A 23,911-nucleotide genomic window follows, 5' to 3' on the forward strand; every position below is an offset into this window, starting at 1 on the left:
CACAGAATTACACAGATCGTTACGGTAAACCGCTAATACGCTTTTACTGATAACGGGTAACTAATAACTTTCTCTGAATTTCGGAGATCAAATCACTTCTCACGGAAATCACATACCATTATAAGGTAATCGTCAATAGACTCTTCCTGATAACGATTAACCTGTAACGAATAACGGTTAACGAATTTACTTCTTCTTCACGGCTTTCTTCACCGGTGCTATATCTTGTTTCAGAATCTGCGCGGTATGATTTTTTGTATTTACCTTTTCTATAACCTCTTCAATAATGCCTTTTTCGTCAATAAGAAATGTTACCCGTGCAGTGCCCATGAACTTTCTTCCATACATCGACTTCTCTATCCACGTATTGTAGAGGTCATGAACCTTTCGATCTGTATCTGATAATAAACGGAAGGGTAGTTTTTCTTTCTCAATAAACTTCCGGTGCATTTTTTCAGGATCAGTACTGATGCCTAGCACTTCGTATCCTTGCTTCTGCAAGGCCTTGTAGTTATCGCGCAGGTTGCATGCTTCTGCGGTGCAACCTTCTGTAAGATCTTTGGGATAGAAGTATAACACTACTTTCTTCCCTTTATAATCAGAGAGCTTCACGGGTTTGCCATCCTGATCATTTACCGTAAAGTCAGGTGCTTTGCTTCCGGGTTGCGGCATCATGGTTAGAGAATTTTTTGAGTGAAGGTACTTTTATTCCCTGCATTATCGGTCACCGTCAACTCTAAATTTCCCTTCAGCGGAGTCGTTTTATCCAGCCGTTCAGACCAGATCGTAGCTGTCTTACTGTCGTAGTGCATTAGCAGCCACTGGCCATCTACTGCTGCTTCAAAAGAAGATATGCCAGAAAGATTGTCGCGTATCTTAAAGCGCACGGTTTGATTATTCACGTATACAGGACGGATAGAAGGTGGCTCGATGTCGCGAAGAATTGTAAACTCTCCAAACTCACGTGTATTGAATTGAAATCTCCCATTCTGCCATTCGCCTCCTACAAAAGCATACGATCTTCCTGTGCTTCGGTATACATGATACTTGGCATCGGCAGAATATGTCCCGGTTGTTTTTATGGATACGCTAATGCTCTTGTTCAGCGGCACAGTGCGTGTACCAATCGTGAATACTTCATTCCCTGTCGTCTTGTCTACAGTATAGTCGGTATTGAGGTATAGCGTATCATAAATGGCATTCACCGGAAACTGAATGTCCATGATGTCACTATAATATTTATACTCCGTGCCGGAAGGAATAGCAATCTTGATGCGGGGGCGAATCGTTTTGTTATTGATCTGTACAGAATCCGGAATGCTCTTCCGGAGGTCAAACAAATATACCTTGCGGTTGATGTTGGAATAGGTTGGGTCCATTTCTTCCAATACGCCTTTGGTATATACCCGTGCACGTGCACCGAGATCTTTGCCAGCTTTCGCGGTGATCATCATCGTGTTGTCGGTGATGTCGTACAGTACAGCATCGGTAGTCATGGGCTCCAGCGAAGATACTTCGCGTATTACCGGGTTTGATCTGAGCCTGAATGAAACTGTGCTGGTGTTGTTATAGCTGTCTTTCATGCGTATTTGCACAGTCGAGGTTTTCGCGGGACTGATCTTGATCTTTCCCGAAGTAGGGGAGCCTCCGTAAAATTTCAACTCATTGCCATCATCAATATATAGCTTGTAGAAACGGGTGCCTTTGCTGCGCATGGTTTTGAAATCCATCAGCGTATAGATAGACCGCGTTTCGGCAACATTCAGTTTGTCGATAGACTGACGGAATACCAGCGCACTGTCTACCCACACTTCAAAGAAGTTGACTCCGCCATAGAACGGACTCTTGTAAGCAAGTTTGTCTTTGGCAAGAATCTCGATGCCAATGGTGCCATTCACCAATATAGGATTGGCAATTACATAATTGCTTCCGGCTTGTTTGCTATAGAATTCATAGCGGCCGAAGCGATCGTTGATGCGGGAGTCAGTGTCCAGGGTTACCAGCGCTATCTTTTCAGAAGCTGGCGGTATATTATCGGCAATTTCTTTGAAGCCTCCTACTTTGAGAGGATCGAGTGCATAATTGTTAGAGTCACGAATATCAAAGTGGAGGTGAGGCCCTGTAGACCCCCCCGAGTTACCGGAAAGTGCAATGGTATCGCCTTGCTTTACCCTGAACACATCTTTCTCGAAGAAGAGATCGATCTCACCTGATTTCAATTTATACTGCTCCTGCAGAACCCGTTCAGCGACAGGACCTTTGAACTGATCCAGGTGAGCGTAGAGCGTTGTGTTGCCATCGGGATGTGTAATGTATAACACATTTCCGTAGCCATTGCCACCCATGCTGGCCCGCGATATGTAGCCGCTCTTGGATGCCCGCACCGGAAAGCCAATCATATTGTTGGTACGAATGTCGATACCCGAATGAAAGTGCGTGCTGCGAAGCTCACCCATAGTGCCTGCCAGCGAGCCTGGCTGCCCGGGATTGATCGGATAGAGATACTTTTCTTCAGCCTGTCCTTTTTCAATCTTACTGTCCTGCTTGCTGAACTGTGCAGATACAATATAGGGATGTGCTGTTATACAAATAACAGCAATGACTTTACTTAACTTCGAACTCCAATAATTTTTCATCTTCTATATAAGCCGATAACACATTACCCACCTTCACCTGACCAACACCTTTGGGGGTGCCTGTAAAAATTAAATCACCTGTGCGTAGCGTAAAAAATTTTGATAGATACGAAATTATAAAATCAAAATTAAAAAGCATAAGACTCGTGTTACCTTGTTGCTTGAGTTGTCCATCTATTTTCAAGCTGAAGTTTATATTCTTCAAATCGGCAAACGAACTCACCGGTAAAAACGTATCGCTTATGGGGGCGGAGCCATTGAATCCTTTCGCTATATCCCAGGGCAATCCTTTCTCTTTCGCCTTCTGTTGTAAATCACGTGCTGTAAAATCTATACCGATACCGATTGCATCATAGTATCTATTGGCGAATCTTTCTTCAATGTTCTTTCCTTCTTTACAGATACGAAGTACAAGTTCAACTTCATGATGAATATCGTTGGAGAAATCGGGGAGATAAAACGGAGCATTGTTACGGAGCAGCGCAGTATCAGGCTTGGTAAATATCACGGGCTCATCCGGCCGCTCGTTGTTCAATTCTTTGATATGCTCTGCATAGTTACGGCCGATCGCAAAAATTCTCATGGTATATACAATTAATTTTAAGTTAATGATGCTTTCAAAATGTAGCAAAAAATCAGCGTATCAAATAAGAATGTGATGATCGGGTAGTTGGGGCAGATTATCATCTGAAAATGCTTTTTCACCATTCATGGATACATTTGGCACGAATTTATAAAACAATAGTCGCGTGGTTTTGTATTTTTGACGCAAAATAAATTCACCCCTATGTGGAAGAAAATAGTCATTTTAATAATTGTTAGTTTCACTATCTATGCCTGTGCTAAAGTTGCCGTTACAGGCCGTAACCAATTAAGTCTCGTATCGAACGCCGAAATTATACCAATGTCAACCCAGCAATACCAGGAGGTATTAAAGAAGGGGCCCATCTCCACGAACCAGGAGCAAACGCAAATGGTGAAGCGTGTTGGCTTACGTATTCAGAAAGCGGTTGAACAGTATATGGCTCAGCACAATGCATCGGCCGAACTGGATGGTTTCCAGTGGGAGTTTAACCTGATCGATGATCCTAAAACCGTAAACGCCTGGTGTATGCCCGGAGGTAAAGTTGCTTTCTATACCGGCATTATGCCAATTTGTAAAGATGAAACCGGTGTTGCTGTCGTAATGGGTCACGAAGTAGCACACGCTATTGCTAATCACGGCCGCGAGCGTATGAGCCAGCAGATGATCGCTCAATATGGTCTTAACACCTTAAGCTCATTGATGGGAGCGAACCCTACAGCCGGCAAAGAATTGTTGATGCAGGCCATCGGTGCGGGCACTAACGTAGGCATGCTCAAGTTCAGTCGTGAGCACGAGTCGGAAGCAGATCATATCGGTTTGATTTTTATGGCGATGGCAGGATATGATCCCAATGCAGCGCCTAAATTCTGGGAGCGCATGGTTGAATCGAGCGGTGGTTCGCAGCCTGTAGAATTCTTGTCAACCCACCCTTCGCATGAAACACGTATCAAAGATCTGCAAGGCTGGATACCCGAGGCAATGACCTACTATAAAAAGAACTAAACGAAATGATCTATACCAAATTTGTAAAGCTGACACTCCTTCTGGGTGTGTCAGCTTTTTCTTTTACGCTGTGTGCGCAGACGGATGAAGCGACTGCCCTGAAAGAAATTGCCGAGCACCGGAAGAAGCAGGAAGCAGAGTTTCGCGATGCCAACAAATCGCCGCTGGAGAAGAAAGAGCGCAAAAAGTTCAAAGGACTAAATTACTATCCGGCTGATCTGAAATACAGGGTAAAGGCAACGTTCGTCAAGAACGAAACACCAGTGCTGTTCAAAATGAAAACCACTACAGACCGCTTGCCCGACTATGTGAAATATGGCGATGTATATTTTCTGCTCGATGGTGAAGACTATAAACTGGAAGTATACCAGAGCCCCGACCTGATGAAGCGCCCGGGATTTGAAGATTACCTGTTTATTCCGTTTACCGATGAAACCAATGGACACGAAACGTATGATGTAGGCCGCTATATCGAATTTCATATACCAACCACCGATGAAGTGATCGTTGACTTCAATCAATGCTACAATCCGTACTGCAGCTATAATACCGGGTATTCATGCCCTATACCACCGGCGGCTAATCACCTTCCGGTGGAAATCAAAGCAGGAGAGAAAAAATATAAATCAGGGTTGTTGCACTGATTACTTGCGGAAGGAGCGCAGTTTAATCTCGGTGAGTTTCCGTTTGGTATCCATCGGAAAGTCACCGTTCATCATCCAGTCGTAATAACTGGGTTCTTCCTTGAACACCGCAGTAACTACTTTGTTCTTATGCTTGCCAAAGTTGAAAACCTCCTGACCTTTATCATTCAGAATCATCCGACCAGCCAGGTCTACCAGGTCTGATGACGTTAATTTACTCAGCACATCCACATCGTTTCTGATCTCGCCAATCTTGCGTTCCAGGCTGTCCGTCACATCTTTACCATCGTATCGTTCAATCTGTGCCAGCAATACTTCCATCGTAGCTTCGGTGTCAGCCTCAGCAGTGTGGGAGTTTACCAGTTCTTTATGGGTATAGAAGCGATACGCGGCTGCCAGCGTGCGTTTCTCCATCAGGTGAAAAATTTTCTGTGCATCGATGATTTTCTTGCGGCTGTAGTCGAATTCAACATCGCAACGGAGAAACTCTTCTACCAGCATCGGTATATCAAACTTCATCACATTGAAACCCGCCAGATCTGCACCTTCCATAAAACGTGCATAGTCTTTCGCTACTTCCTTGAATGTTGGTTTGTCTTTTACATCTTCATCGCGAAGGCCGTGAAAAACAGTAGATTCGGCCGGTATGGGTATCGTTGGATTCAACACATTAGCCTTTCGAAGGATTTCGCCGTTCGGCATCATCTTGACAACCGCGATTTCCAGAATGCGGTCTTGCGTAATGTTCGTGCCCGTTGTTTCGAGGTCAAAAATACAGAGGGGATTGCGTAGATTCAGTTTCATGGTAGAAGTGTTCCCAACAGGAAAGGGAAGAGCCTGTTCAGGAAAGCAGGTTGTAGTTTGGTATCAGGATAATATTTTTTCCGCCAGTGCCGGAATGTTGATGCCTCCAAAATTACCGGAGCTCATCATCAGCAGATTCTTGTTCTTCCACGTTTGCTGTTCCAGGAATTGCTGCAGCTCGCCCGGATCAACAAACACCTTGATCGCATTGGAAGCGAACGATGAACGTATATCGGCTTCCGACAGCGGTTCCAGGTTTTTGTCTTTTACCTTGTCAGGATTATAGTATACCACCTGTACCTGGGCTGCTTTCAGGCTGTCTTTATATTGAGGTAAAAACTTTTTATTCAGGCTACTATAGGTGTGCAGTTCAAGGCATGCTACCAGGTCGCGCGAAGGGTATATTTCCTTCATGGCCTTCACCGTAGCTTTTACTTTGGAAGGTGCATGTGCAAAATCCTTGTATACTGTAGCCGAAGTGTTGTCGAATACTTTCTCGAGACGACCGGCGGCTCCTTCAAAGCTGGAGATGGCTTCAAAGAATTGCTCCTGTGTTATACCGATCTTCTTCAATACTTCTTTCGCTGCGCTGATATTCTGAAAGTTATGGCTTCCGAAGATCTTGATCGGGGTGCGTTCCTTTCCATTTGTTAAAAAGAAATGACCGTTGTTGTCGGAAGCGTGAGAGTGACCTTTGTAAGTTGTTTCCACTACATCGGCACGCTCTTTCTTGCCAATCATCAGCGCCATGGAGTCCTGCTCGCAGTATATCAGTATACCGCTCTTCGGAGTATTGTCCGCGAACAGATCGAACTGGCGCACATACTCTTCTTCGGAAGGGAATACATTGGCGTGATCCCACGAAATGCCGGTAATAACGCCGATGTGATGGTTATACTTTATAAACTTGGGAGTAGGATCAAGTGCAGAGCACAGGTACTCATCGCCTTCTATAACAATGATGGGAGCATCTGAAAGCTTTACCGTCTTTTCTATACCCGGTACGCGGGCACCGATCACATAATCGAATTTACGCTTGAAGTAATTGAGTACGTGAATGATAATAGCAGTAGTGGTGGTTTTACCGTGACTGCCGGCAATCACGATGCGCTGTTTATCAATGGATTGCTCGGTAATATACTCCGGAAAGGAAACGATCTTTAGTCCAAGCTGTTGTGCTTTCAATAATTCCGGATTGTCTTTGCGGGCATGCATGCCCAGTATGACTACATCAATGGATGGAGTAATTGAATCAGGAGACCAACCGTCTTTTTCAGGAAGTAAACCATATTTACTTAAAGTAGAACGTGAAGGTTCGAAGATCTCATCATCAGATCCGCTAACGTCATGACCAGCTTCTTTTAACGCAATGGCGAGGTTATGCATAACGCTGCCACCGATCGCTATAAAATGTATCCTCTGCTTTTGGGTATGCATCTAAACTCAATTCGGGTTTTAAAATAAAGGAAAATGTTTGTTCTTTAAAAGCCTGCCGCCAAGACTCGACAATTGTCGGAAATTTTTAGCGAATCGTAAATCACAGTTATCGACTTACTTTCATCTGTGAACTTGTACACAATTATTTTGTTGGTATTTTGTTTATAAGTTGTGTAGATCGTAAAGGGTATGGGTTGTACGTTTGTCGCCCTTAATAAAAAAACACGTACAACAACCACTGTATGGAGCAAGGAAGATCAACGTCTCTGAGGTTAGGCAGCAAAACAAGTAAATTACTTCCGCGAGAAATTTCGGAAGGTCTTGGCAAGTTGCCACCTCAGGCACTTGATCTGGAAGAAGCCGTACTCGGTGCACTCATGCTCGAGAAAAATGCGCTTAACGCAGTCGTTGAATTTTTACAGCCTGAGCACTTCTATAAAGATGCACATAAAGAAATTTATAGTGCCATCATTCAGCTCTTCAAATCATCAGAGCCGGTAGATATGCGTACCGTGGTGCACCAGTTGCGCAAGAACGGTAAGCTCGAACTCATTGAAGGTAACGGCACCTATTATATTGCTGAGCTTACATCTAAAGTGAGCTCCGCAGCCAACGTAGAGTACCACGCCCGTGTTATTGTAGAGATGGCAATCAAGCGCGAGCTTATCCAGGTTGCTTCTGAGATACAGCACGATGCGTATGAAGATACCACCGATGTATTTCAACTGCTTGATAAAACCGAACAGGCTGTTTTCGAAATTTCAGAATCGAACTTGAAAAAGAACTACGACAACATGCGCAACCTGATGGCCCGAGCCATACAGGAATTGCAGGTGTTGAAGGAACATAAGGATGGCCTCACCGGTGTGCCGAGTGGTTTCACCGAGCTCGACCGTGTAACGTCCGGATGGCAACGTTCTGACCTGGTCATTATCGCGGCACGTCCTGGTATGGGTAAAACAGCATTCGTGGTTTCGGCTCTGCGTAACGCTGCTGTTGATTTCAAAATTCCGGTAGCGATCTTTTCGTTGGAGATGGCTTCGATCCAGTTGGTGAATCGTATGATCTCAGCTGAAGCCGAACTTGAAAGTGAAAAGATCAAGAAAGGAAACCTGGCAGATCACGAGTGGAAACAGCTCGTACACAAAACCACCAAGCTTACCAACGCTCCTATATTTATAGACGATACACCCGCTATATCTATCCTGGAGCTTCGTGCAAAATGCCGCAGGCTGAAAGCGGAGCACGGTATACAGATCGTGGTGATCGACTACCTGCAATTGATGAAGGGTGACCAGGGCGGTAACCGTGAACAGGAGATCGCGTCTATCTCGCGTGCACTGAAAGGTATAGCAAAAGAATTGAACGTGCCCGTGCTGGCCCTGTCGCAGTTGAGTCGTAGTGTGGAAACGCGTGGAGGAGATAAACGCCCGCAGCTTTCTGACTTGCGTGAATCGGGATCTATCGAACAGGATGCCGATATCGTAATGTTCTTATATCGTCCGGAATACTATAAAATTACAGTGGATGAGGATGGTATGCCGACACAGGGAACCGGTGAAGTAATTATCGCCAAGCACCGTAACGGTTCTACGGCTAACGTGAAACTTAAATTTATTGGTAAATATACCAAGTTCGGAGACCTCGATGGCCCGGGCTCATACGACAATCCGTTCTCGGGAATGGTTACACGCGAGAGTCGCCTCAATTCGTTCAACTCCGATGATGCGCCACAGCTTCCTCCGCCACCACCTGCCGGTGACGATGAAACACCTTTTTAGCAGGCAGGCATAACACTACATTTTACCAGGCTTACAGGTTAATCCTTTATTTTTGTTTCAGGCTACTGACCGGATACTATAATTCCTGTATGAGAAACGTTTTACTTTTTTGTGTGCTTGGTTTTTACACGGGCGCCTGTGTTAATCATGATCTGAACAGAGCAGTCGACTGCAGTGTAGCGGGCTTAACACTGGAAGTAAATTCTGTTACACCGGCCACCAGTTGCAGTTCTGCCGATGGAAGCATACATGTTACCGCGGCAGGAGGAAAGCAGCCTTATACTTTCTGGTTGAATAGTGTTGAGCAGGTATCGTCTGCATTTACAAGCCTGAAAGCCGGTATATATAGTATACAGGTGACCGATGCCAACGGCTGCAATATGGCCGTAAACAATGTGATGATTAGTGCCAATGATTTGTCATTCACCCTGGATGTTGCAGAGGATAATCTCTGTCTTGCCAACAACGGGTCGGCTACTATTACAGTAGCCGATGGCAATCCGCCCTATACCTATAGCATGGATGGCAGTGCATTTGCCAGCAACAATGTATTTACCGGTCTGTCCAATGGCAAGCACATCGCAGAAGTAAAAGATATCAATGGATGCACCATCGCCCTGAACATAACCATACCGCGCGGTACCACAAATGTAAGCTGGACGAATGATATACGTCCCATCATGTCGGCATCGTGCGCCATTACCGGCTGCCACAACGGTATATCGCGTGCCGATCTTCGTAATTATGACAAAGCAAAATCGCTGGCCAGCCGCATTAAACTGTACACGCAAGATCGAAGCATGCCCTTCAATGGAAGCCTGGAACAATATCAGATCGATCTGATTGCCTGCTGGGTGGATGATGGAGCGCTTGAGAACTAGCGGTGAGCTGCTAGTCGTTATTCGTTATTGGTAAAGAGTATTGCAACAATTAACCCTGTAACCGATAACGGCTAATATGTAGGCATGGAAGGATCGATTTCGCGTGCCCACGCTAAAATGCCGCCCTTCAAATTGTAAAGATTTGTAAAACCGTGGTTTTTCTCCAGCCATTGCACCATGTTGCCACTGCGGGCACCGCTGCGGCAATGCACCACTACTTTTTTATCTTTTGATATTCTGTCAATGCTATGCGGTATCTCGGCCTGCGGTATCAGTTCACCATCCAGGTTACAGATATCAAATTCATGTGGCTCGCGTACATCGATCAATTGAAAATCTGCCTGAGAGTCGATCAATTCTTTCAACTCCTGTACTGTTACTTCTTTCATTGTATTCTCGTGATTAAGCTTCAAAGATTTATTTTTCCTGCCATTTAAACCACAAAATTCATCATAATCCACCAAATGTTTTATCGTAGCACGCGCCTGGCGGTTGGGTAGTGTAACGATATGCTGCTCCAGCGTGCTGCTATCCAGCAACAACAGCCGGTCAACCAATAGTTCGCCTATGCCTGTAATGATTTTGATCACCTCGTTTGCCTGCATGGATCCGATCATGCCAGGCAACACACCGAGCACTCCGGCCTGTTCACAATTCGGAGTACTGGCAGGATCGGGAGGTGTTGGAAAAAGGTCGCGGTAATTCGTGCTGAAATTTCCATCGCGCTTTTTATAGTTAAAGACAGCAATCTGCCCTTCGAACCGCAGGATGGATGCATATACAAAAGGCTTGTTGAGCAGAACACACGCATCGTTAATGAGATAGCGTGTGGGAAAATTATCAGTGCCATCCAGCACTACATCATAATCCTTTACTATATCCAGCGCATTCGCAGATGTGAGTGTCGTTGCATAGGCTATGAGTTGTATCGATGAGTTGAGTGCCCGTAGTCGTTCGGCAGCGGTATGTGCTTTGGGTTTGCCAACATCGCCTTCGGTGTAGAGTACTTGTCGTTGAAGATTGGAGAGATCGATTGTATCGGCATCGATAATACCAATCGTGCCGACACCGGCAGCAGCAAGATAGAGCAGGGCAGGAGCTCCAAGTCCGCCGGCTCCCACCACCAGTACGCTTGCGTTTTTAAGTTTCAATTGATTCTCCAACCCAAATTCCTGCAACACAAGGTGGCGACTATACCGTTTATACTCTTCGTTCGTTAACTTGCTCATCTATTTCAAAAATACAACTCCACATCATGCAACGAAAAATTTATTCTTCTAGTGCCAAATGGGAAGACATTGTTGGCTACTCGCGTGCAGTGCAAGTCGGCAATCACCTGGAAATATCCGGAACAGTAGCTACGGATGAGAACGGTGTAGTAGGCAAAGGAGATTTTTATGAACAGACACGTTTCATTCTCAACAAGATCGATAAAGTTTTGCAGCAAGCCGGTTTCAGTCTGCAGGATGTAGTACGCACGCGCATGTTTGTTACTGATATCTCGCAGTGGGAAGCCATCGGCAAGGCGCATGGTGAGTTCTTTGCCAATATTAAACCGGCTACATCCATGATCGAGATCAGCGCATTGATTGATCCCGACTATTTAATCGAAATTGAAGTAACAGCCATTAAAGGATAAGTAAAGCCTGTATTTATTGTATGAGTGAACGTAAAGTAAAATTGTACAAACTATGCCATGCTTACTGTGATGAACGTATTGTTGCTGCACAGAAAGCCATTGAATCCTTACAAATATCTGCCAATGAAGAAACCAAAAGCAGTGCAGGTGATAAATATGAAACGGGCCGCTCCATGATGCAATTGGAAATGGAGAAATATAGCATGCAACTCGAAGAAACTATAAAACTGAAACAGACGATCAGTCAGATTGAAACCGTTGTGCAGACAGATACCGTTCAAACCGGCTGTCTGGTAACAACCAATCAGGGTAACTTTTATATTTCCATCAGCGCAGGCCTGCTCAAGCTGGGCGATGAATCTTTCTATGCAATCTCACCGGCATCACCTATAGGGGCAAAGTTGCTGGGATTGAAAGTAAAGGATTCTTTTACGTTCAACAACCGATCGTATACTGTGCAACGGATCGAATAGACTTTCTTTTAATCTCAAAATTTAACTTCTTTGTTTTTGCTAACCATTTGGAATAAACTATGCCACATATTTCCATTATATCAGCCAGTGTTCGTACGGGGCGCCAGAGCCATCGCGTAGCGCTATATTTTCAGAATTACCTGAAGGAAAATAACCTGGCTGATGTTGAGATTCTCGATCTCAACGAATATCAATTTCCACTCTTCAATGAGCGATTGGAGCATCAGCAAAATCCATTGCCTGAAACACTGGAGTTTGCCGATAAAATCAGAAAGTCAGATGGTGTGATTATCGTTACACCGGAATACAACGGAGGCTATCCGGCAAGCATCAAGAATGTTACTGATCTGTTATACAAGGACTGGTATCGTAAGCCTATTGCTATATCAACCGTATCGGATGGAAGCTTTGGCGGAACGCAAGTGATCACTTCGCTGCAATTTACGTTATGGAAGATTCGCGCGTGGACCGTACCGGCTATGTGCCCGATGCCTAAAGTGGCAGAGCTGCTGGACGAACAAGGTCATCCCAAAGACAAAGAAGCGCTTGACAAGCGTGCCCGTAATTTTATAAGTGAACTGCTCTGGTGCATAGAGGCTAAAAAAAGAATGGCATCTTAACAGCGCAGTTGCGCGATGCGGAAATCTAAATTTTCTAAAACGCGTTATAAGGGCAGCGGAATACCGCCCACTTACCACCACCACGTATGGATAAATCATTTCTGCAGAAGCTGTACCAGTCACACCAGGTATGTCCTACCTGCCCCGCACCGGCAGATGTATCGCACTTTTTTGTTGAACTGTTGGGAGCACTCTTTGCAGACTTCACGCAACTGGCGCATTTAACTGAGGAAGAGTTTACCGGCTTGATGCACAAGCTTCAACGCGATCTGGAAAAACTTCTGCGCAACAACGGCGGTGCGGGCAGCAGCAACGCTTCCAAACAGGCAAGTGATTTTTTTGAAGCACTGCCGGCAATCTATACCATGATTGAAGAAGACGTTACGGCGATGTATGAGGGTGACCCGGCTGCTAAAAGCAAGAGTGAGGTGATTCGTACCTATCCCGGTTTCTATGCCATTGCAGCCTATCGCCTGGCGCATCAATTGTTAATGCAAGGCATCAAAGAGATACCACGTATCATCACCGAGCATGCGCACAGCAAAACCGGCATTGATATACATCCGGCAGCAACCATCGGCAGAAATTTTTGTATCGACCACGGAACCGGTGTGGTGATTGGTGAGACTACGGTGATCGGCAATCATGTAAAAATATACCAGGGTGTAACACTCGGAGCGTTGAGCGTAAACAAGGAAGATGCTTCGCGCAAACGCCACCCAACACTCGAAGACAATGTGATTGTCTATGCCGGTGCCACCATTCTTGGCGGTGAAACAACCATCGGCCACGACAGTGTGATTGGCGGCAACGTATGGCTTACCCGCACAGTACCACCCTTCTCTAAAATATACTACCAGGCCCGCATGTTCAACGGCGATACGAATGAAACCGACCTCGTGGTGTTCCGGTCGCATGAGTAGCTTCAGGCACTGCTACCGTTATCCGTTACAGGTTAATAGTTATCAGGCTATGCACGAATAACTTGTAACGGATAACGGTTCCCCTGCGTAATCTGCGGGAAACAATAAATATGTATCTTTGAGGAAGGTTTGACTTGGCGCCTGTTTGTGAAAAAACTCTTCTTCCTGTTCTTTCTGTTTCCGGTGGGTATACTGCACCTTGCCGGCCAGGGCTTTACGCGGCAAACCTATCATGACGCCAGGAAAAAGAATATCAAAGAGATTTACCAGGTAAAGGACACTATCCGCAACATTGCCCACGGCAAGTATATTTCATATTACCTCAACGGCAACATCGAATCCAAAGGACAGTTTGAGAACAACGAAACTACCGGTGTATGGGAATTCTACTACGAAACCGGCAAGCTCAAAATGCGCGGTATACTTTTCAAAAGTGCTAACTACGGCATGTGGGAGTATTACTACGAAAGTGGCCAGAAAAGTATGGAAGGCATTATCTATGGAAAAGATCGTCAGGGCGAGTGGAAGTCATATTATGAGAATGGTCAGGTAAAAGAAGTAGGAGAGTATAAAGATGGCAAACGCTCAGGTTTATGGAAAAATTACTTTGAAGATGGAACCCTGAAAGGAGAGATCGATTACACAGACGACTTCGGCAGGTATACCGAGTATTTCCATTCGGGAAAGATATTGGGAGAAGGTCCTCGCATGGGCAGCAAGAATACGGGTCACTGGCGTTTCATGATAGAAGATGGTACCATTGAAAGTGAAGGTGATTATGAAGGAGGCAAGAAGAATGGTGAATGGGTAACGTACTTTCCATCGGGTAAAATTTCATCCAAAGGTAAATATGTAAATGATGTTCCCGTAGGCAAATGGGATTACTATTTTGAAGATGGTTCCATTCGCGCGACTGGTGAATATGTAGAAGGCAAGAAGAATGGCTACTGGAAAACATTAAACCCAAATGGCTCGGTAAAAAGTGAAGTGACCTTTGTGCAAGGCTCCGGTGAGTTTCGCGAATACTATCCCAGCGGTAAGCTGAAAACCAAAGGCATGATGAAAGACAGTAAACGCCAGGGCACCTGGATGTTTTACTATGAAGATGGCAAAAAAGAAGGCGAATGCGAATATGTAAATGATAAAGGCACCTATCGCGGCTATTATCCCAATGGAACACTGCAGACGAAAGGCTCGTATGATGGCGATCTGAAAACCGGCACCTGGGAGATATACGAAACCGATGGAAGACTCTCCGGCTACTATCGCCCGTTCTATGACGACAAGAAACTTGGAAAAGAGATTGTACAGCTCGCCACCAAAAGCACACACAAAACAAAGGTACAGCAGCGGGGCTTCATATATTTCCGTGAGAAGGGAAATGAATATCACGGTGTGATCATGAGCACCAACCCGATATGGATGGCAGTAGGAAGACTACCGCTGGGGGTAGAATTCTATTTACAGGAGCGACTTGGGCACGAATTTGAATTTGTGGGTGTACGCGATCCGTTTTTCCGTGCCGATCTCAGCATAGCGCCCGGCAAACAATTTCAGCGCGGGTATAGTATCAGCATCAAGCAAAAATTTTATAATCCGTTGAAAGCGGGTATGTGGTATTTTGGTCATGAGATCAGGTTTACCAACCTCGGCCACTTTGTAAACCAGGCCATCAATCAGAACCCTGACAATGTATTTACTTTTAACTCCATTGAGCAGCGCATCGAGTGGGGCCCCTTGCTGGGCTATCGCGTCATGCGAAAAAACAATAGTGGAGGATTCACCATCGATACCTTTGCATCGCTGGATATAGGCTATCGCAATTTCGATGTAGATCCCACCTATGCGAGCTACTTCTCCGACCTCAATCAATCCAAGTTCTCAACATCATTCCACTTCGGCCTCAATTTTGGCAACGTATTTTCCTTCCGGTAAACGTTGAACCTGAAACCTTGAACCTGAAACTTCAAAACGCTGAACCTAAACTTATCCTTTCACTATATTTGCCTCATTGAAGGATAAAAACCTTCCCATGCATGAAGACTGTAGAATTAGTTCTCACCCCCCAGGAAGCATTTGACGAAGCACAGTTCGAAACATTGCTATACAAGAAACTTGGCTTAAAGAAAGATGGCAGTGTATATGTGCAGCCCGTAAAGCGTTCGATCGATGCCCGTTCAAAACACGTTGTGGTGCGGGTGCAATGCGAATTGCTTGATCCCTCCGAGAGAAAATCACATGATCGGTATATACCGCGCTACAACGATGTGCATACACAAAGACGTGTTATTGTGGTAGGAAGCGGCCCGGCAGGATTATTTGCAGCCTTGCGATTGATAGAGCTCGGCCTCAAGCCGATCGTACTGGAGCGTGGAAGCGATGTGCAAGCCAGGCGAAGAGATCTGGCGGCTATCAACAAAGATCATATTGTTAATCCCGATTCAAACTATTGCTTCGGGGAAGGAGGTGCCGGCACTTACTCCGATGGTAAATTATATACCCGCTCCAAGAAACGGGGCGATATACGAAGGATACTGGAAATCATGGTAGCGCATGGCGCCAAAGAAGATATACTCTTTGATGCACACCCGCATATAGGTACTAACAAACTCCCCAAGCTGGTTGCAGCCCTGCGGCAAAGCATCATCGATGCAGGAGGTGAAGTACATTTCGATACGCGGGTAACTGATCTTGTAGTGAAAGAGAACAGCGTTCGCGGTGTTGTGCTGCAACACGGTGACGTAATAGAAGGCGAAGCCATTATACTGGCTACAGGCCACTCCGCACGGGATATATTTCACCTCCTTCACAATAAAAACATTCTTATCGAAGCAAAACCTTTTGCGCTAGGGGTACGCGTGGAGCATCCGCAGCAGTTGATTGATCGGATACAATACCACTGCGCTATTGATCGCGGACCGTACTTGCCTGCATCGTCATACGCGCTGGTTCACCAGGCAATGATCGATGGAAAGGATCGGGGTGTTTTTTCATTCTGCATGTGTCCGGGAGGATTTATTGTACCTGCAGCTACTGCGCCTGGCGAAGTGGTTGTAAATGGCATGAGTCCTTCGCGAAGAGATTCAAAGTTTGCCAACTCCGGAATTGTAGTAGCAGTAGATGAAAATGATTTTAAAGACTATGCGAAATACGGACCGTTGGCTGGCATGGTTTTTCAATCTGTAGTAGAGCAACAAGCTTGCAAAATTGCAGGTAACACACAACTGGCTCCGGCTCAAAGACTGGTTGATTTTGTAGAGAAGAAAGTATCACCGTCATTACCGGAAACGTCTTACCAACCCGGACTTGCTTCGGTGGAAATGCGCGAAGTGCTTCCGGTAAAGGTTGCGCAGGCCCTGCAACAGGGCTTCCGGAACTTTGGCAGTAAGATGAAAGGTTATATGACCAACGAGGCCCAGATTGTAGGCGTGGAGAGTCGCACGTCATCGCCGGTCAAGATACCACGAGACAAGGAAACGCTGGAGCATCCGCAGATAAAGAATCTTTTTCCCTGTGGAGAAGGAGCCGGGTATGCAGGGGGAATTGTTTCAGCGGCTATGGATGGAGAGCGTTGTGCAGAAGCTGTTGCCGTGAAGATGGGTATATATTCAAAGAACGATAACATTTCAGGCAAAGATGAGTAAGAAGACCGTTATTGTAGGAGCCACGAATAATCCGGCGCGATACGCCTACCTGGCTGCATCCATGCTTACGGAGTATAATCACGAGATTGTGCCGATCAGCATTAAAACAGGAGAAGTAGCAGGCCGTGAAATTCTGGATATCCGGAAGAAACCAGCCATTGAAGGTGTTGATACCGTTACACTCTATATCGGCCCCCAACATCAACCGGAATGGTACGAATATATTTTGAGTCTCAAGCCAAAGCGCATTATCTTTAATCCGGGCACAGAGAACGAGGAGTTTGAAAAGCTTGCGGAAGACCAGGGTATAGAGGCAACAGAAGCTTGTACACTGGTGTTGCTTCGCTCTCGCCAATTTTAGCATAACGGCGAACGCCCTTTACGAATCGTCTCATTTCATTTTATTAACCTGTAAGTCACTCTATGGTATCCGAGGAAGTTGCTTTACAACTGAAGAAGATGTTGGTTAAGCCAGGCAAGAAAATAAGCCTGGCTGAATATGAAACGTCCTATAAAGGAACCGTGCTTACCAAGGAAGAAGCTCAGCAATTATTGCAGGAAGGACTTGAGCACCTCGCGGTGATGCAGGATAAACTATATGCACACAACCGCTATAGTGTGCTGATTGTTTTGCAGGCCATGGATGCAGCGGGAAAGGACAGCACAATCAAACATATACTCTCCGGCCTTAATCCTACCGGAGTAAAAGTGCACAGCTTTAAAACACCAACATCGCAGGAGTTGGATCACGATTATCTCTGGCGCCACACACTGGCATTGCCGGCACGTGGAGAGATCGCTATTCATAACCGATCGCATTACGAAAACGTATTGATTACGCGCGTTCATCCGGAATATATACTTAATGAAAATCTTCCCGGTATTTATTCAACCAAAGATATAGATGAGCGTTTCTGGGAGCAGCGGTTAAAGCAAATCAACCGGTTCGAAAAGAACCTGTTTCAGAACGGAACCATTATATTAAAGTTCTTCCTGCATGTTTCTAAGAAAGAGCAGAAGAAGAGATTCCTCGAGCGCATCGATAATCCCAGTAAGAACTGGAAGTTTTCTTTTGCCGATATAAAAGAGCGTGCACATTGGGACGAATATCAGCGGGCATACGAGCAGGCGTTGCAGGAAACATCACAAGACTATGCACCGTGGTTTGTTATACCAGCTGATGACAAGTGGTTTGCACGGTTGGCAATTGCTTCTGTGATCTATGAGCAGTTTGAAAAACTGACGATCGAATATCCTACCGTATCGGCCAAACAAAAAGAAGAACTCGCGCAGGGTAAAGCCATATTGCTTGCAGAGAATGGCAAGGACAAGTAATGTCGCTGAACATCGACAGTTTTGTCATTGCTTTTTGCTGATCAGGACAGGAACTTCAGCCCTTCTTTTTCCTGTTATCATAAACAGACTACACGTGTTTTTGCGAAATAAAAATGCATGCGATAGCAGGTTGTGATGCAATGTTTTTTAGTGCGTTCAATTCATTACAAACAAACACCTCATGTATGACTTTAAGACCCCATTTTGAGGTGGTTTTATAGTGAAAAATAAGCTGTTTTTTTTCTGAAAAGATGCGGTGTGGCAGGCAAAAAAACTTATTTTTGACGGTTTCAAAAATTGACAATGAGCGAAGAGAAAGCGAAAGTTCCAGCTGATTATTCAGCCAGTAATATTCAGGTTTTAGAAGGTTTGGAAGCGGTGCGGAAACGCCCGGCCATGTACATCGGTGATGTAGGTATAAAAGGACTTCACCACCTGGTATGGGAAGTTGTTGACAACTCGATTGACGAAGCGCTTGCCGGTTACTGCGATACGATTAATGTTATCGTAAATGAAGACAATTCAATTGCCGTAGAAGATAACGGCCGTGGTATTCCTACCGACATGCACGAGAAAGAAAAACGCTCGGCACTGGAAGTTGTGCTCACCGTATTGCATGCAGGTGGAAAGTTCGATAAGAATACTTATAAAGTTTCCGGTGGTCTTCACGGTGTGGGTGTATCCTGCGTAAATGCTTTGTCAGAAATGTTGCACGTTACTGTAAAACGTGACGGAAAGATATTTGAACAGGAATACGAACGTGGTAATCCGAAATACCCTGTGCATGTTACAGGCGAATCATCCGAACGCGGCACAACGGTACATTTCCTTCCGGATAAACAAATATTTACCAATTGGGAATACAACTACGAAACCATTGCTTCACGCTTACGCGAACTGGCATTCCTCAATCCGGGTATACGCATCAATCTGAAAGACCTTCGTGATAAAGACGAAAAAGGCGAAGTAAAAGGAGAGACCTTCTTTTCCGAAGGTGGCTTGCGCGAGTTTGTAGATTACATTGATTCAACACGCGAGAAGCTTATACCGGCCCCGATATATATTGAAAATGATAAAGGCGAAATACCTATCCAGGTAGCGTTGAGCTATAATACATCTTTCAGTGAGAATCTGGTGTCGTATGTGAACAACATCAATACACACGAAGGTGGTACACACGTAGCCGGTTTCCGCAGAGCATTAACCAGAACGCTGAAGACCTATGCCGATAAATCAGGGTTGCTGGAGAAAGTAAAGATCGATATCAGCGGCGATGACTTCCGTGAAGGTTTAACCGCGGTGATCTCTGTAAAAGTAGCGGAACCTCAGTTCGAAGGACAAACCAAAACCAAGCTCGGTAACTCAGATGCCATGGGCGCAGTAGACCAGGCTGTGGGTGAGGTATTGCAATATTACCTGGAAGAGCATCCCCGCGAAGCGAAGCTGATTGTAAACAAGGTTATATTGGCTGCACAGGCCCGTCACGCAGCGCGTAAGGCACGCGAGATGGTGCAACGTAAAAATGTACTTTCCGGTACCGGTCTTCCGGGTAAACTGGCCGACTGTTCAAGTGCCGATCCATCGATATGCGAACTCTATCTCGTAGAGGGTGATTCCGCGGGTGGTTCTGCGAAGCAAGGCAGAGACCGCAATTTCCAGGCGATCCTTCCGCTGAGAGGTAAGATTCTCAATGTGGAGAAAGCCCAGGAGCATAAAATCTACGAGAACGAAGAGATCAAGAACATGATCACAGCGTTGGGGGTGAGCTTCGGTACACCGGAAGACGACAAAGCGCTGAACATGACCAAGCTTCGTTATCACAAGATTATTATCATGACCGATGCCGATGTAGATGGTAGTCACATTCGCACGCTGATTCTCACATTCTTTTTCCGGTACATGAAAGACTTGATTGAGAATGGTTATGTATATATAGCACTTCCCCCGCTATACCTGGTGAAAAAAGGAAAAGAAGAACGTTACTGCTGGACAGAGGAAGAACGTGCCGCGATTGTAGCGGAGATCAGTGGAGGTAAAGAAGATTCTGTGAACGTGCAGCGTTACAAAGGTTTAGGTGAAATGAATCCTGAACAATTGTGGACCACCACAATGGATCCAAGCAAGCGTTCACTGAAGCAGGTGAGCATCGAATCTGCTGCAGAAGCAGATCACTTGTTCTCCATGCTGATGGGCGATGAAGTAGCTCCGCGAAGAGACTTCATTGAGAGGAATGCCAAGTATGCGCGCATTGATATTTAATAATTTGATAAGTCGTTAATCGCTTATCCGTTCGGATTAACTGTGTCACTGCAGGTAATGGTTAGCGGATAAGGTTAACTTTTTACTTTGCTGACATGGACGAGTTACAGATTTCTACAGATAGGATATCACAACAGATTGACGAGAGTAATTACATTAGCCGTGACCTGAGCTGGCTGAAATTTAATTACCGCGTATTAGATCAGGCGAAACATACGGATAGAAGTATATTTGATCGCCTGAAATTTCTTTCTATTACAGCTTCCAACCTCGATGAGTTCTGTACGATCCGGTTGGGCAGCTTGTACAATTACCTTGACTACAACAAGGAGCGTTTTGATTATAACGGCCTTCGCGAAGAGCCTTTTCGAAAGTTGTTATTGACAGAGACTCAAAAGTTCTTCAATGATCAGAACGATTACTTTGTGAATAATCTGAAGCCGCTGTTTCCGGAAAATGGTTTTGTGATCGCAAAATATAGCGAGCTGTCCGTTGAGAATACACATAAGGTGAATGACTATTTCAACAGCATTGTTTTTCCAATGCTCACACCGATGGTGTTCGATAATTATCACACCTTTCCAACCTTAATGAATAACCGGTTGATGTTTGGTGTGGTAACCAAAAATACATCAGATGCTCAGAACCAGCAGCGCGTATCATTTATACAGGTGCCGCAAAACCTGCCGCGGTTCTATGAGCTGAGCAGCGAAGACAAGATATTGTTTATTCCCATCGAAGAGATTATCCGGAATAACATCCACAACCTCTTCCGCAATATTGAAATATCCAGTACTAATCTTTTCCGCATCAATCGAAACGGTGACTTTACGCTGGAAGAAAGTGAGGATATAGAATCAAACTTTCTGGAAGACCTCAAGCGTAAATTGAAGACGCGAAGAACAGGTCGTGTAGTGAGATTGGATGTGGAAGAAAATCCGGATCCCTGGATGATGCGCTTGCTGAAAATTCAGTGGGATCTTGACGAACACAACATCTTCTATGTTCCGAAAGAAAGCATGTTAGAGTTTAACGGCCTCATGCAAATTATCGGTCACAAAGAATTCAAGAGTAAGCGATTCCAGCCTTCGGCGCCGATCAAGCCGTTAAATTTTCCTGAGCAGGGAAGCCGTGACCTGTTTGAGGTTTTGAAAGAGCGTGATATACTCTTGCATCATCCCTATAACTCCATGGAGCCTGTGCTCGAATTACTGGAGAAGGCTGCTGACGATCCGTATGTACTTTCCATCAAGATTACCATCTATCGCGTAGCGAAAGAGTCGCGTGTAACGTCTGCATTGTTGCGGGCCGCAGAAAATGGCAAGCACGTGTCCGTGTTGTTTGAAGTGAAGGCACGCTTTGATGAAGAGAACAATCTTCGTGAAGCACAGCGTCTGCAGAAAGCGGGTTGCTTTGTGATCTATGGTGTGAGCAGTTTAAAGACGCATACCAAGCTGTTGCTCATCGTTCGGAAAGAAGAAGATGATAAGGTATACCGCTATGTACATTTGTCAAGCGGCAACTATAACGAAAGCACTTCAAGGCTTTATGTTGATATCGGCTTGCTCACAACGAAAGAAATTTATGCCAACGATGTGTCGGAGTTCTTCAACGTAATAACCGGGCACTCACAGCCTTCTACTTACCGGAATCTGATCACATCACCACGTGATATGCGCATACAGCTTTGCAACCTGGTAAAACGCGAAGCGGAAAATGCCCGCAACGGTATACCGGCAGGTATTGTGATCAAGCTTAACTCATTCCAGGATAAAGAATTGATTGACGAACTATACCTCGCATCGCAAGCTGGTGTAACCATAAAGCTGATTGTGCGAGGCATGTGCTGCCTGCGACCAGGAAGGCGAGGTCTTAGCGAAAATATAGAGGTAATTTCGATTGTCGGTGAATATTTGGAACACTCCCGTATATATTATTTTCATAATGCGGGCAACCCTAAAGTATATATTGGAAGTGCTGATGCCATGGTGCGAAGCTTTGATCGCAGAATTGAATCACTGTTCTTATTGGATGATGATTTTCTCAGGAAGCAGGCAATCAACAATCTTCGTTACAATTTGAAGGATAACGTAAACGCTTACATTATGAAGGAAGACGGCTCGTACGTGAACAAGGAGCTAAACGGTGAACCACCTTTCAACATTCATAAGGAATTTTACCAGGTGAACAGAGATATAGTAATGGAAGCGAAGCTCTTCTGAAATGAACTGATAAAAGTAGATGTCAATAAAAAATCCCCGGAAGAACCGGGGATTTTTTATTTATAGCTCGTTAGCGGTAATTATAGTACTGAGGACATTCAGGATTTTTATGAATACCTCTGAATATCGACCGGAAGTTCAGCATAAACTCATGTGTACCGTTGGAAAAATTATTCAGATCTGAACGAGTCCAATCGTACGAGTAACCAAAGTGAAGCTTCTCGGTGAGCTTCAGATCAATGTATGTGATAAAGGCATCTCCCAAACGATAGGAGCCTCCAAGGCTAAACACATCGTAAAATATAAAGGCCGTATTAATGTCGAAGCTCAAAGGCTGTCCTTCCTGCGTGCGGACGAGGAACGATGGATTGATCTTTACTTTATCCATTCTATCCAACGGAAATACGGCACCACCTCGTAAGAAGTAATAACGTGCTTCCTTTATTCCTCCCAAAAGACTTTCCACCGAGCTGGCTACCTGGTTATTCAAAATGAAAGGGACAGAAAAACCGAGGAAAAAATTCTTCTTGCTATAAAAAACACCAGCCCCGAAGTTAGGCTTTACCTGGTTCGAGATGCTGTAGAAAGAAGCATCTGTTGGGTTCTGAAGATCGAGCTTGCTATAGTCGGCACCCAGCAGGTTTACGCCTGCTTGCAAACCCATGGCCAGTGTTGCATTCGGGAAGTGAATCTTGTAAGCGTAATTCAGGTAGATATGGTTGTTGCTATAACTACCAATCTCATCGTGGTCGAACATGATACCTAAACCTACTTTGTTCCTGGCAAATGCGGAGTGTGCACTGAAGTTAAATGTTCTGGGCGCGCCCGGAAAGTTAACCCACTGATTGCGATACATAGCTGTTGCGCTAAACTTTACGTGAGCACCTGCATAGGCAGGGTTTATCACCAGTTCGTTAAAATAATACTGTGTAAAGACCGGATACTGCTGTGCATAACTTGCTATGGCAATACTCAGTAGCAGCAACGTAGTTGAAAAAATGCGCTTAAGCGTAGTGGTCATTGGT

General features: G+C 45.1%; 21 protein-coding genes. 14 read left to right on the plus strand and 7 right to left on the minus strand.

Annotation, left to right across the window (positions count from 1 at the left end):
* Nucleotides 1-186 precede the first annotated feature (186 nt).
* Genes bcp through V7Q33_RS02455 form a run of 3 tightly spaced genes read right to left on the minus strand, consistent with a single transcriptional unit; the run spans nucleotide 187 to nucleotide 3,219 of the window.
* Entirely contained in the window at nucleotides 187-675 is a 489-nt protein-coding gene (gene bcp / locus V7Q33_RS02445) for a thioredoxin-dependent thiol peroxidase (RefSeq protein ID WP_333818789.1), read from the minus strand.
* Between the two features lie 2 nt (nucleotides 676-677).
* The gene (locus V7Q33_RS02450) at nucleotides 678-2,636 is read right to left on the minus strand and encodes a M23 family metallopeptidase (RefSeq protein WP_333818790.1); all 1,959 of its coding nucleotides are present in this window, start codon (nucleotides 2,634-2,636) and stop codon (nucleotides 678-680) included.
* Nucleotides 2,605-3,219 (minus strand): fumarylacetoacetate hydrolase family protein, encoded by a 615-nt coding sequence (locus V7Q33_RS02455; RefSeq protein ID WP_331978591.1) that lies wholly within the window; start codon nucleotides 3,217-3,219, stop codon nucleotides 2,605-2,607. The genes V7Q33_RS02450 and V7Q33_RS02455 overlap by 32 nt, the downstream gene beginning before the upstream one ends.
* 204 nt (nucleotides 3,220-3,423) lie before the next feature.
* On the opposite strand from V7Q33_RS02455, the gene V7Q33_RS02460 reads away from it, so the two are divergent.
* On the plus strand, nucleotides 3,424-4,224 hold the full coding sequence (locus V7Q33_RS02460; protein ID WP_331978593.1) for a M48 family metallopeptidase: 801 nt from the start codon (nucleotides 3,424-3,426) through the stop codon (nucleotides 4,222-4,224).
* Nucleotides 4,225-4,229: 5 nt separating this feature from the next.
* Nucleotides 4,230-4,868, plus strand: coding sequence for a DUF1684 domain-containing protein (locus V7Q33_RS02465; protein WP_331978595.1), 639 nt, complete (start codon nucleotides 4,230-4,232; stop codon nucleotides 4,866-4,868).
* On the opposite strand, the gene V7Q33_RS02470 is transcribed toward V7Q33_RS02465, so the two are convergent.
* Both V7Q33_RS02470 and V7Q33_RS02475 read right to left on the minus strand, forming a co-directional pair.
* Nucleotides 4,869-5,672 (minus strand): 3'-5' exonuclease, encoded by an 804-nt coding sequence (locus V7Q33_RS02470; protein ID WP_333818791.1) that lies wholly within the window; start codon nucleotides 5,670-5,672, stop codon nucleotides 4,869-4,871.
* Nucleotides 5,673-5,735: 63 nt separating this feature from the next.
* A complete protein-coding gene (locus V7Q33_RS02475) occupies nucleotides 5,736-7,109 on the minus strand; it encodes a UDP-N-acetylmuramate--L-alanine ligase (RefSeq protein WP_331978598.1) in 1,374 nt (457 codons plus the stop codon).
* Between the two features lie 242 nt (nucleotides 7,110-7,351).
* On the opposite strand from V7Q33_RS02475, the gene dnaB reads away from it, so the two are divergent.
* Nucleotides 7,352-8,890: a replicative DNA helicase gene (gene dnaB / locus V7Q33_RS02480; protein WP_333818792.1), complete on the plus strand. Its 1,539-nt coding sequence runs from the start codon at nucleotides 7,352-7,354 to the stop codon at nucleotides 8,888-8,890.
* 89 nt (nucleotides 8,891-8,979) lie between these two features.
* Nucleotides 8,980-9,771, plus strand: coding sequence for a SprB repeat-containing protein (locus V7Q33_RS02485; protein WP_333818793.1), 792 nt, complete (start codon nucleotides 8,980-8,982; stop codon nucleotides 9,769-9,771).
* Between the two features lie 71 nt (nucleotides 9,772-9,842).
* Here V7Q33_RS02485 and moeB read toward each other — a convergent pair whose 3' ends face one another.
* Nucleotides 9,843-11,000 (minus strand): molybdopterin-synthase adenylyltransferase MoeB, encoded by a 1,158-nt coding sequence (gene moeB, locus V7Q33_RS02490; protein WP_333818794.1) that lies wholly within the window; start codon nucleotides 10,998-11,000, stop codon nucleotides 9,843-9,845.
* Nucleotides 11,001-11,026: 26 nt separating this feature from the next.
* Between moeB and V7Q33_RS02495 the strand changes: the two genes are divergently transcribed.
* The 10 genes from V7Q33_RS02495 to ppk1 all read left to right on the plus strand — a co-directional run bounded on the left by V7Q33_RS02495 (nucleotide 11,027) and on the right by ppk1 (nucleotide 22,886).
* Nucleotides 11,027-11,410 (plus strand): RidA family protein, encoded by a 384-nt coding sequence (locus V7Q33_RS02495; RefSeq protein ID WP_333818795.1) that lies wholly within the window; start codon nucleotides 11,027-11,029, stop codon nucleotides 11,408-11,410.
* A gap of 20 nt (nucleotides 11,411-11,430) precedes the next feature.
* Complete coding sequence (locus V7Q33_RS02500) at nucleotides 11,431-11,883, plus strand: 3-oxoacyl-ACP synthase (protein WP_333818796.1); 453 nt, start codon at nucleotides 11,431-11,433, stop codon at nucleotides 11,881-11,883.
* 59 nt (nucleotides 11,884-11,942) lie between these two features.
* Nucleotides 11,943-12,503: an NADPH-dependent FMN reductase gene (locus tag V7Q33_RS02505; protein ID WP_331983368.1), complete on the plus strand. Its 561-nt coding sequence runs from the start codon at nucleotides 11,943-11,945 to the stop codon at nucleotides 12,501-12,503.
* 86 nt (nucleotides 12,504-12,589) lie between these two features.
* Nucleotides 12,590-13,426 (plus strand): serine O-acetyltransferase, encoded by an 837-nt coding sequence (locus V7Q33_RS02510; RefSeq protein ID WP_331983370.1) that lies wholly within the window; start codon nucleotides 12,590-12,592, stop codon nucleotides 13,424-13,426.
* Nucleotides 13,427-13,573: 147 nt separating this feature from the next.
* A complete protein-coding gene (locus tag V7Q33_RS02515; RefSeq protein WP_333818797.1) occupies nucleotides 13,574-15,361 on the plus strand; it encodes a toxin-antitoxin system YwqK family antitoxin in 1,788 nt (595 codons plus the stop codon).
* A gap of 101 nt (nucleotides 15,362-15,462) precedes the next feature.
* Nucleotides 15,463-17,070 (plus strand): NAD(P)/FAD-dependent oxidoreductase, encoded by a 1,608-nt coding sequence (locus V7Q33_RS02520; RefSeq protein WP_331983374.1) that lies wholly within the window; start codon nucleotides 15,463-15,465, stop codon nucleotides 17,068-17,070.
* Complete coding sequence (locus tag V7Q33_RS02525) at nucleotides 17,063-17,431, plus strand: CoA-binding protein (RefSeq protein WP_331983376.1); 369 nt, start codon at nucleotides 17,063-17,065, stop codon at nucleotides 17,429-17,431. Before V7Q33_RS02520 ends, V7Q33_RS02525 begins: the two co-directional genes overlap by 8 nt.
* Before the next feature lie 62 nt (nucleotides 17,432-17,493).
* Nucleotides 17,494-18,405 (plus strand): polyphosphate kinase 2 family protein, encoded by a 912-nt coding sequence (locus V7Q33_RS02530; RefSeq protein ID WP_331983378.1) that lies wholly within the window; start codon nucleotides 17,494-17,496, stop codon nucleotides 18,403-18,405.
* Nucleotides 18,406-18,708: 303 nt separating this feature from the next.
* The gene (gene gyrB, locus V7Q33_RS02535; protein ID WP_331983380.1) at nucleotides 18,709-20,664 is read left to right on the plus strand and encodes a DNA topoisomerase (ATP-hydrolyzing) subunit B; all 1,956 of its coding nucleotides are present in this window, start codon (nucleotides 18,709-18,711) and stop codon (nucleotides 20,662-20,664) included.
* Between the two features lie 95 nt (nucleotides 20,665-20,759).
* Complete coding sequence (gene ppk1, locus V7Q33_RS02540; RefSeq protein ID WP_331983382.1) at nucleotides 20,760-22,886, plus strand: polyphosphate kinase 1; 2,127 nt, start codon at nucleotides 20,760-20,762, stop codon at nucleotides 22,884-22,886.
* Between the two features lie 70 nt (nucleotides 22,887-22,956).
* On the opposite strand, the gene V7Q33_RS02545 is transcribed toward ppk1, so the two are convergent.
* Entirely contained in the window at nucleotides 22,957-23,907 is a 951-nt protein-coding gene (locus tag V7Q33_RS02545) for a PorP/SprF family type IX secretion system membrane protein (RefSeq protein ID WP_331983384.1), read from the minus strand.
* Nucleotides 23,908-23,911 lie beyond the last annotated feature (4 nt).

The organism is Ohtaekwangia sp., from assembly GCF_036786105.1.
Lineage (GTDB): Bacteria > Bacteroidota > Bacteroidia > Cytophagales > Cyclobacteriaceae > Ohtaekwangia.

Coding starts and splice junctions, on each gene's coding strand:
- bcp (WP_333818789.1), bottom strand. CDS start 675: ATGATGCCGCAACCCGGAAGCAAAGCACCTGACTTTACGGTAAATGAT.
- V7Q33_RS02450 (WP_333818790.1), bottom strand. CDS start 2,636: ATGAAAAATTATTGGAGTTCGAAGTTAAGTAAAGTCATTGCTGTTATT.
- V7Q33_RS02455 (WP_331978591.1), bottom strand. CDS start 3,219: ATGAGAATTTTTGCGATCGGCCGTAACTATGCAGAGCATATCAAAGAA.
- V7Q33_RS02460 (WP_331978593.1), top strand. CDS start 3,424: ATGTGGAAGAAAATAGTCATTTTAATAATTGTTAGTTTCACTATCTAT.
- V7Q33_RS02465 (WP_331978595.1), top strand. CDS start 4,230: ATGATCTATACCAAATTTGTAAAGCTGACACTCCTTCTGGGTGTGTCA.
- V7Q33_RS02470 (WP_333818791.1), bottom strand. CDS start 5,672: ATGAAACTGAATCTACGCAATCCCCTCTGTATTTTTGACCTCGAAACA.
- V7Q33_RS02475 (WP_331978598.1), bottom strand. CDS start 7,109: ATGCATACCCAAAAGCAGAGGATACATTTTATAGCGATCGGTGGCAGC.
- dnaB (WP_333818792.1), top strand. CDS start 7,352: ATGGAGCAAGGAAGATCAACGTCTCTGAGGTTAGGCAGCAAAACAAGT.
- V7Q33_RS02485 (WP_333818793.1), top strand. CDS start 8,980: ATGAGAAACGTTTTACTTTTTTGTGTGCTTGGTTTTTACACGGGCGCC.
- moeB (WP_333818794.1), bottom strand. CDS start 11,000: ATGAGCAAGTTAACGAACGAAGAGTATAAACGGTATAGTCGCCACCTT.
- V7Q33_RS02495 (WP_333818795.1), top strand. CDS start 11,027: ATGCAACGAAAAATTTATTCTTCTAGTGCCAAATGGGAAGACATTGTT.
- V7Q33_RS02500 (WP_333818796.1), top strand. CDS start 11,431: ATGAGTGAACGTAAAGTAAAATTGTACAAACTATGCCATGCTTACTGT.
- V7Q33_RS02505 (WP_331983368.1), top strand. CDS start 11,943: ATGCCACATATTTCCATTATATCAGCCAGTGTTCGTACGGGGCGCCAG.
- V7Q33_RS02510 (WP_331983370.1), top strand. CDS start 12,590: ATGGATAAATCATTTCTGCAGAAGCTGTACCAGTCACACCAGGTATGT.
- V7Q33_RS02520 (WP_331983374.1), top strand. CDS start 15,463: ATGAAGACTGTAGAATTAGTTCTCACCCCCCAGGAAGCATTTGACGAA.
- V7Q33_RS02525 (WP_331983376.1), top strand. CDS start 17,063: ATGAGTAAGAAGACCGTTATTGTAGGAGCCACGAATAATCCGGCGCGA.
- V7Q33_RS02530 (WP_331983378.1), top strand. CDS start 17,494: ATGGTATCCGAGGAAGTTGCTTTACAACTGAAGAAGATGTTGGTTAAG.
- gyrB (WP_331983380.1), top strand. CDS start 18,709: ATGAGCGAAGAGAAAGCGAAAGTTCCAGCTGATTATTCAGCCAGTAAT.
- ppk1 (WP_331983382.1), top strand. CDS start 20,760: ATGGACGAGTTACAGATTTCTACAGATAGGATATCACAACAGATTGAC.
- V7Q33_RS02545 (WP_331983384.1), bottom strand. CDS start 23,907: ATGACCACTACGCTTAAGCGCATTTTTTCAACTACGTTGCTGCTACTG.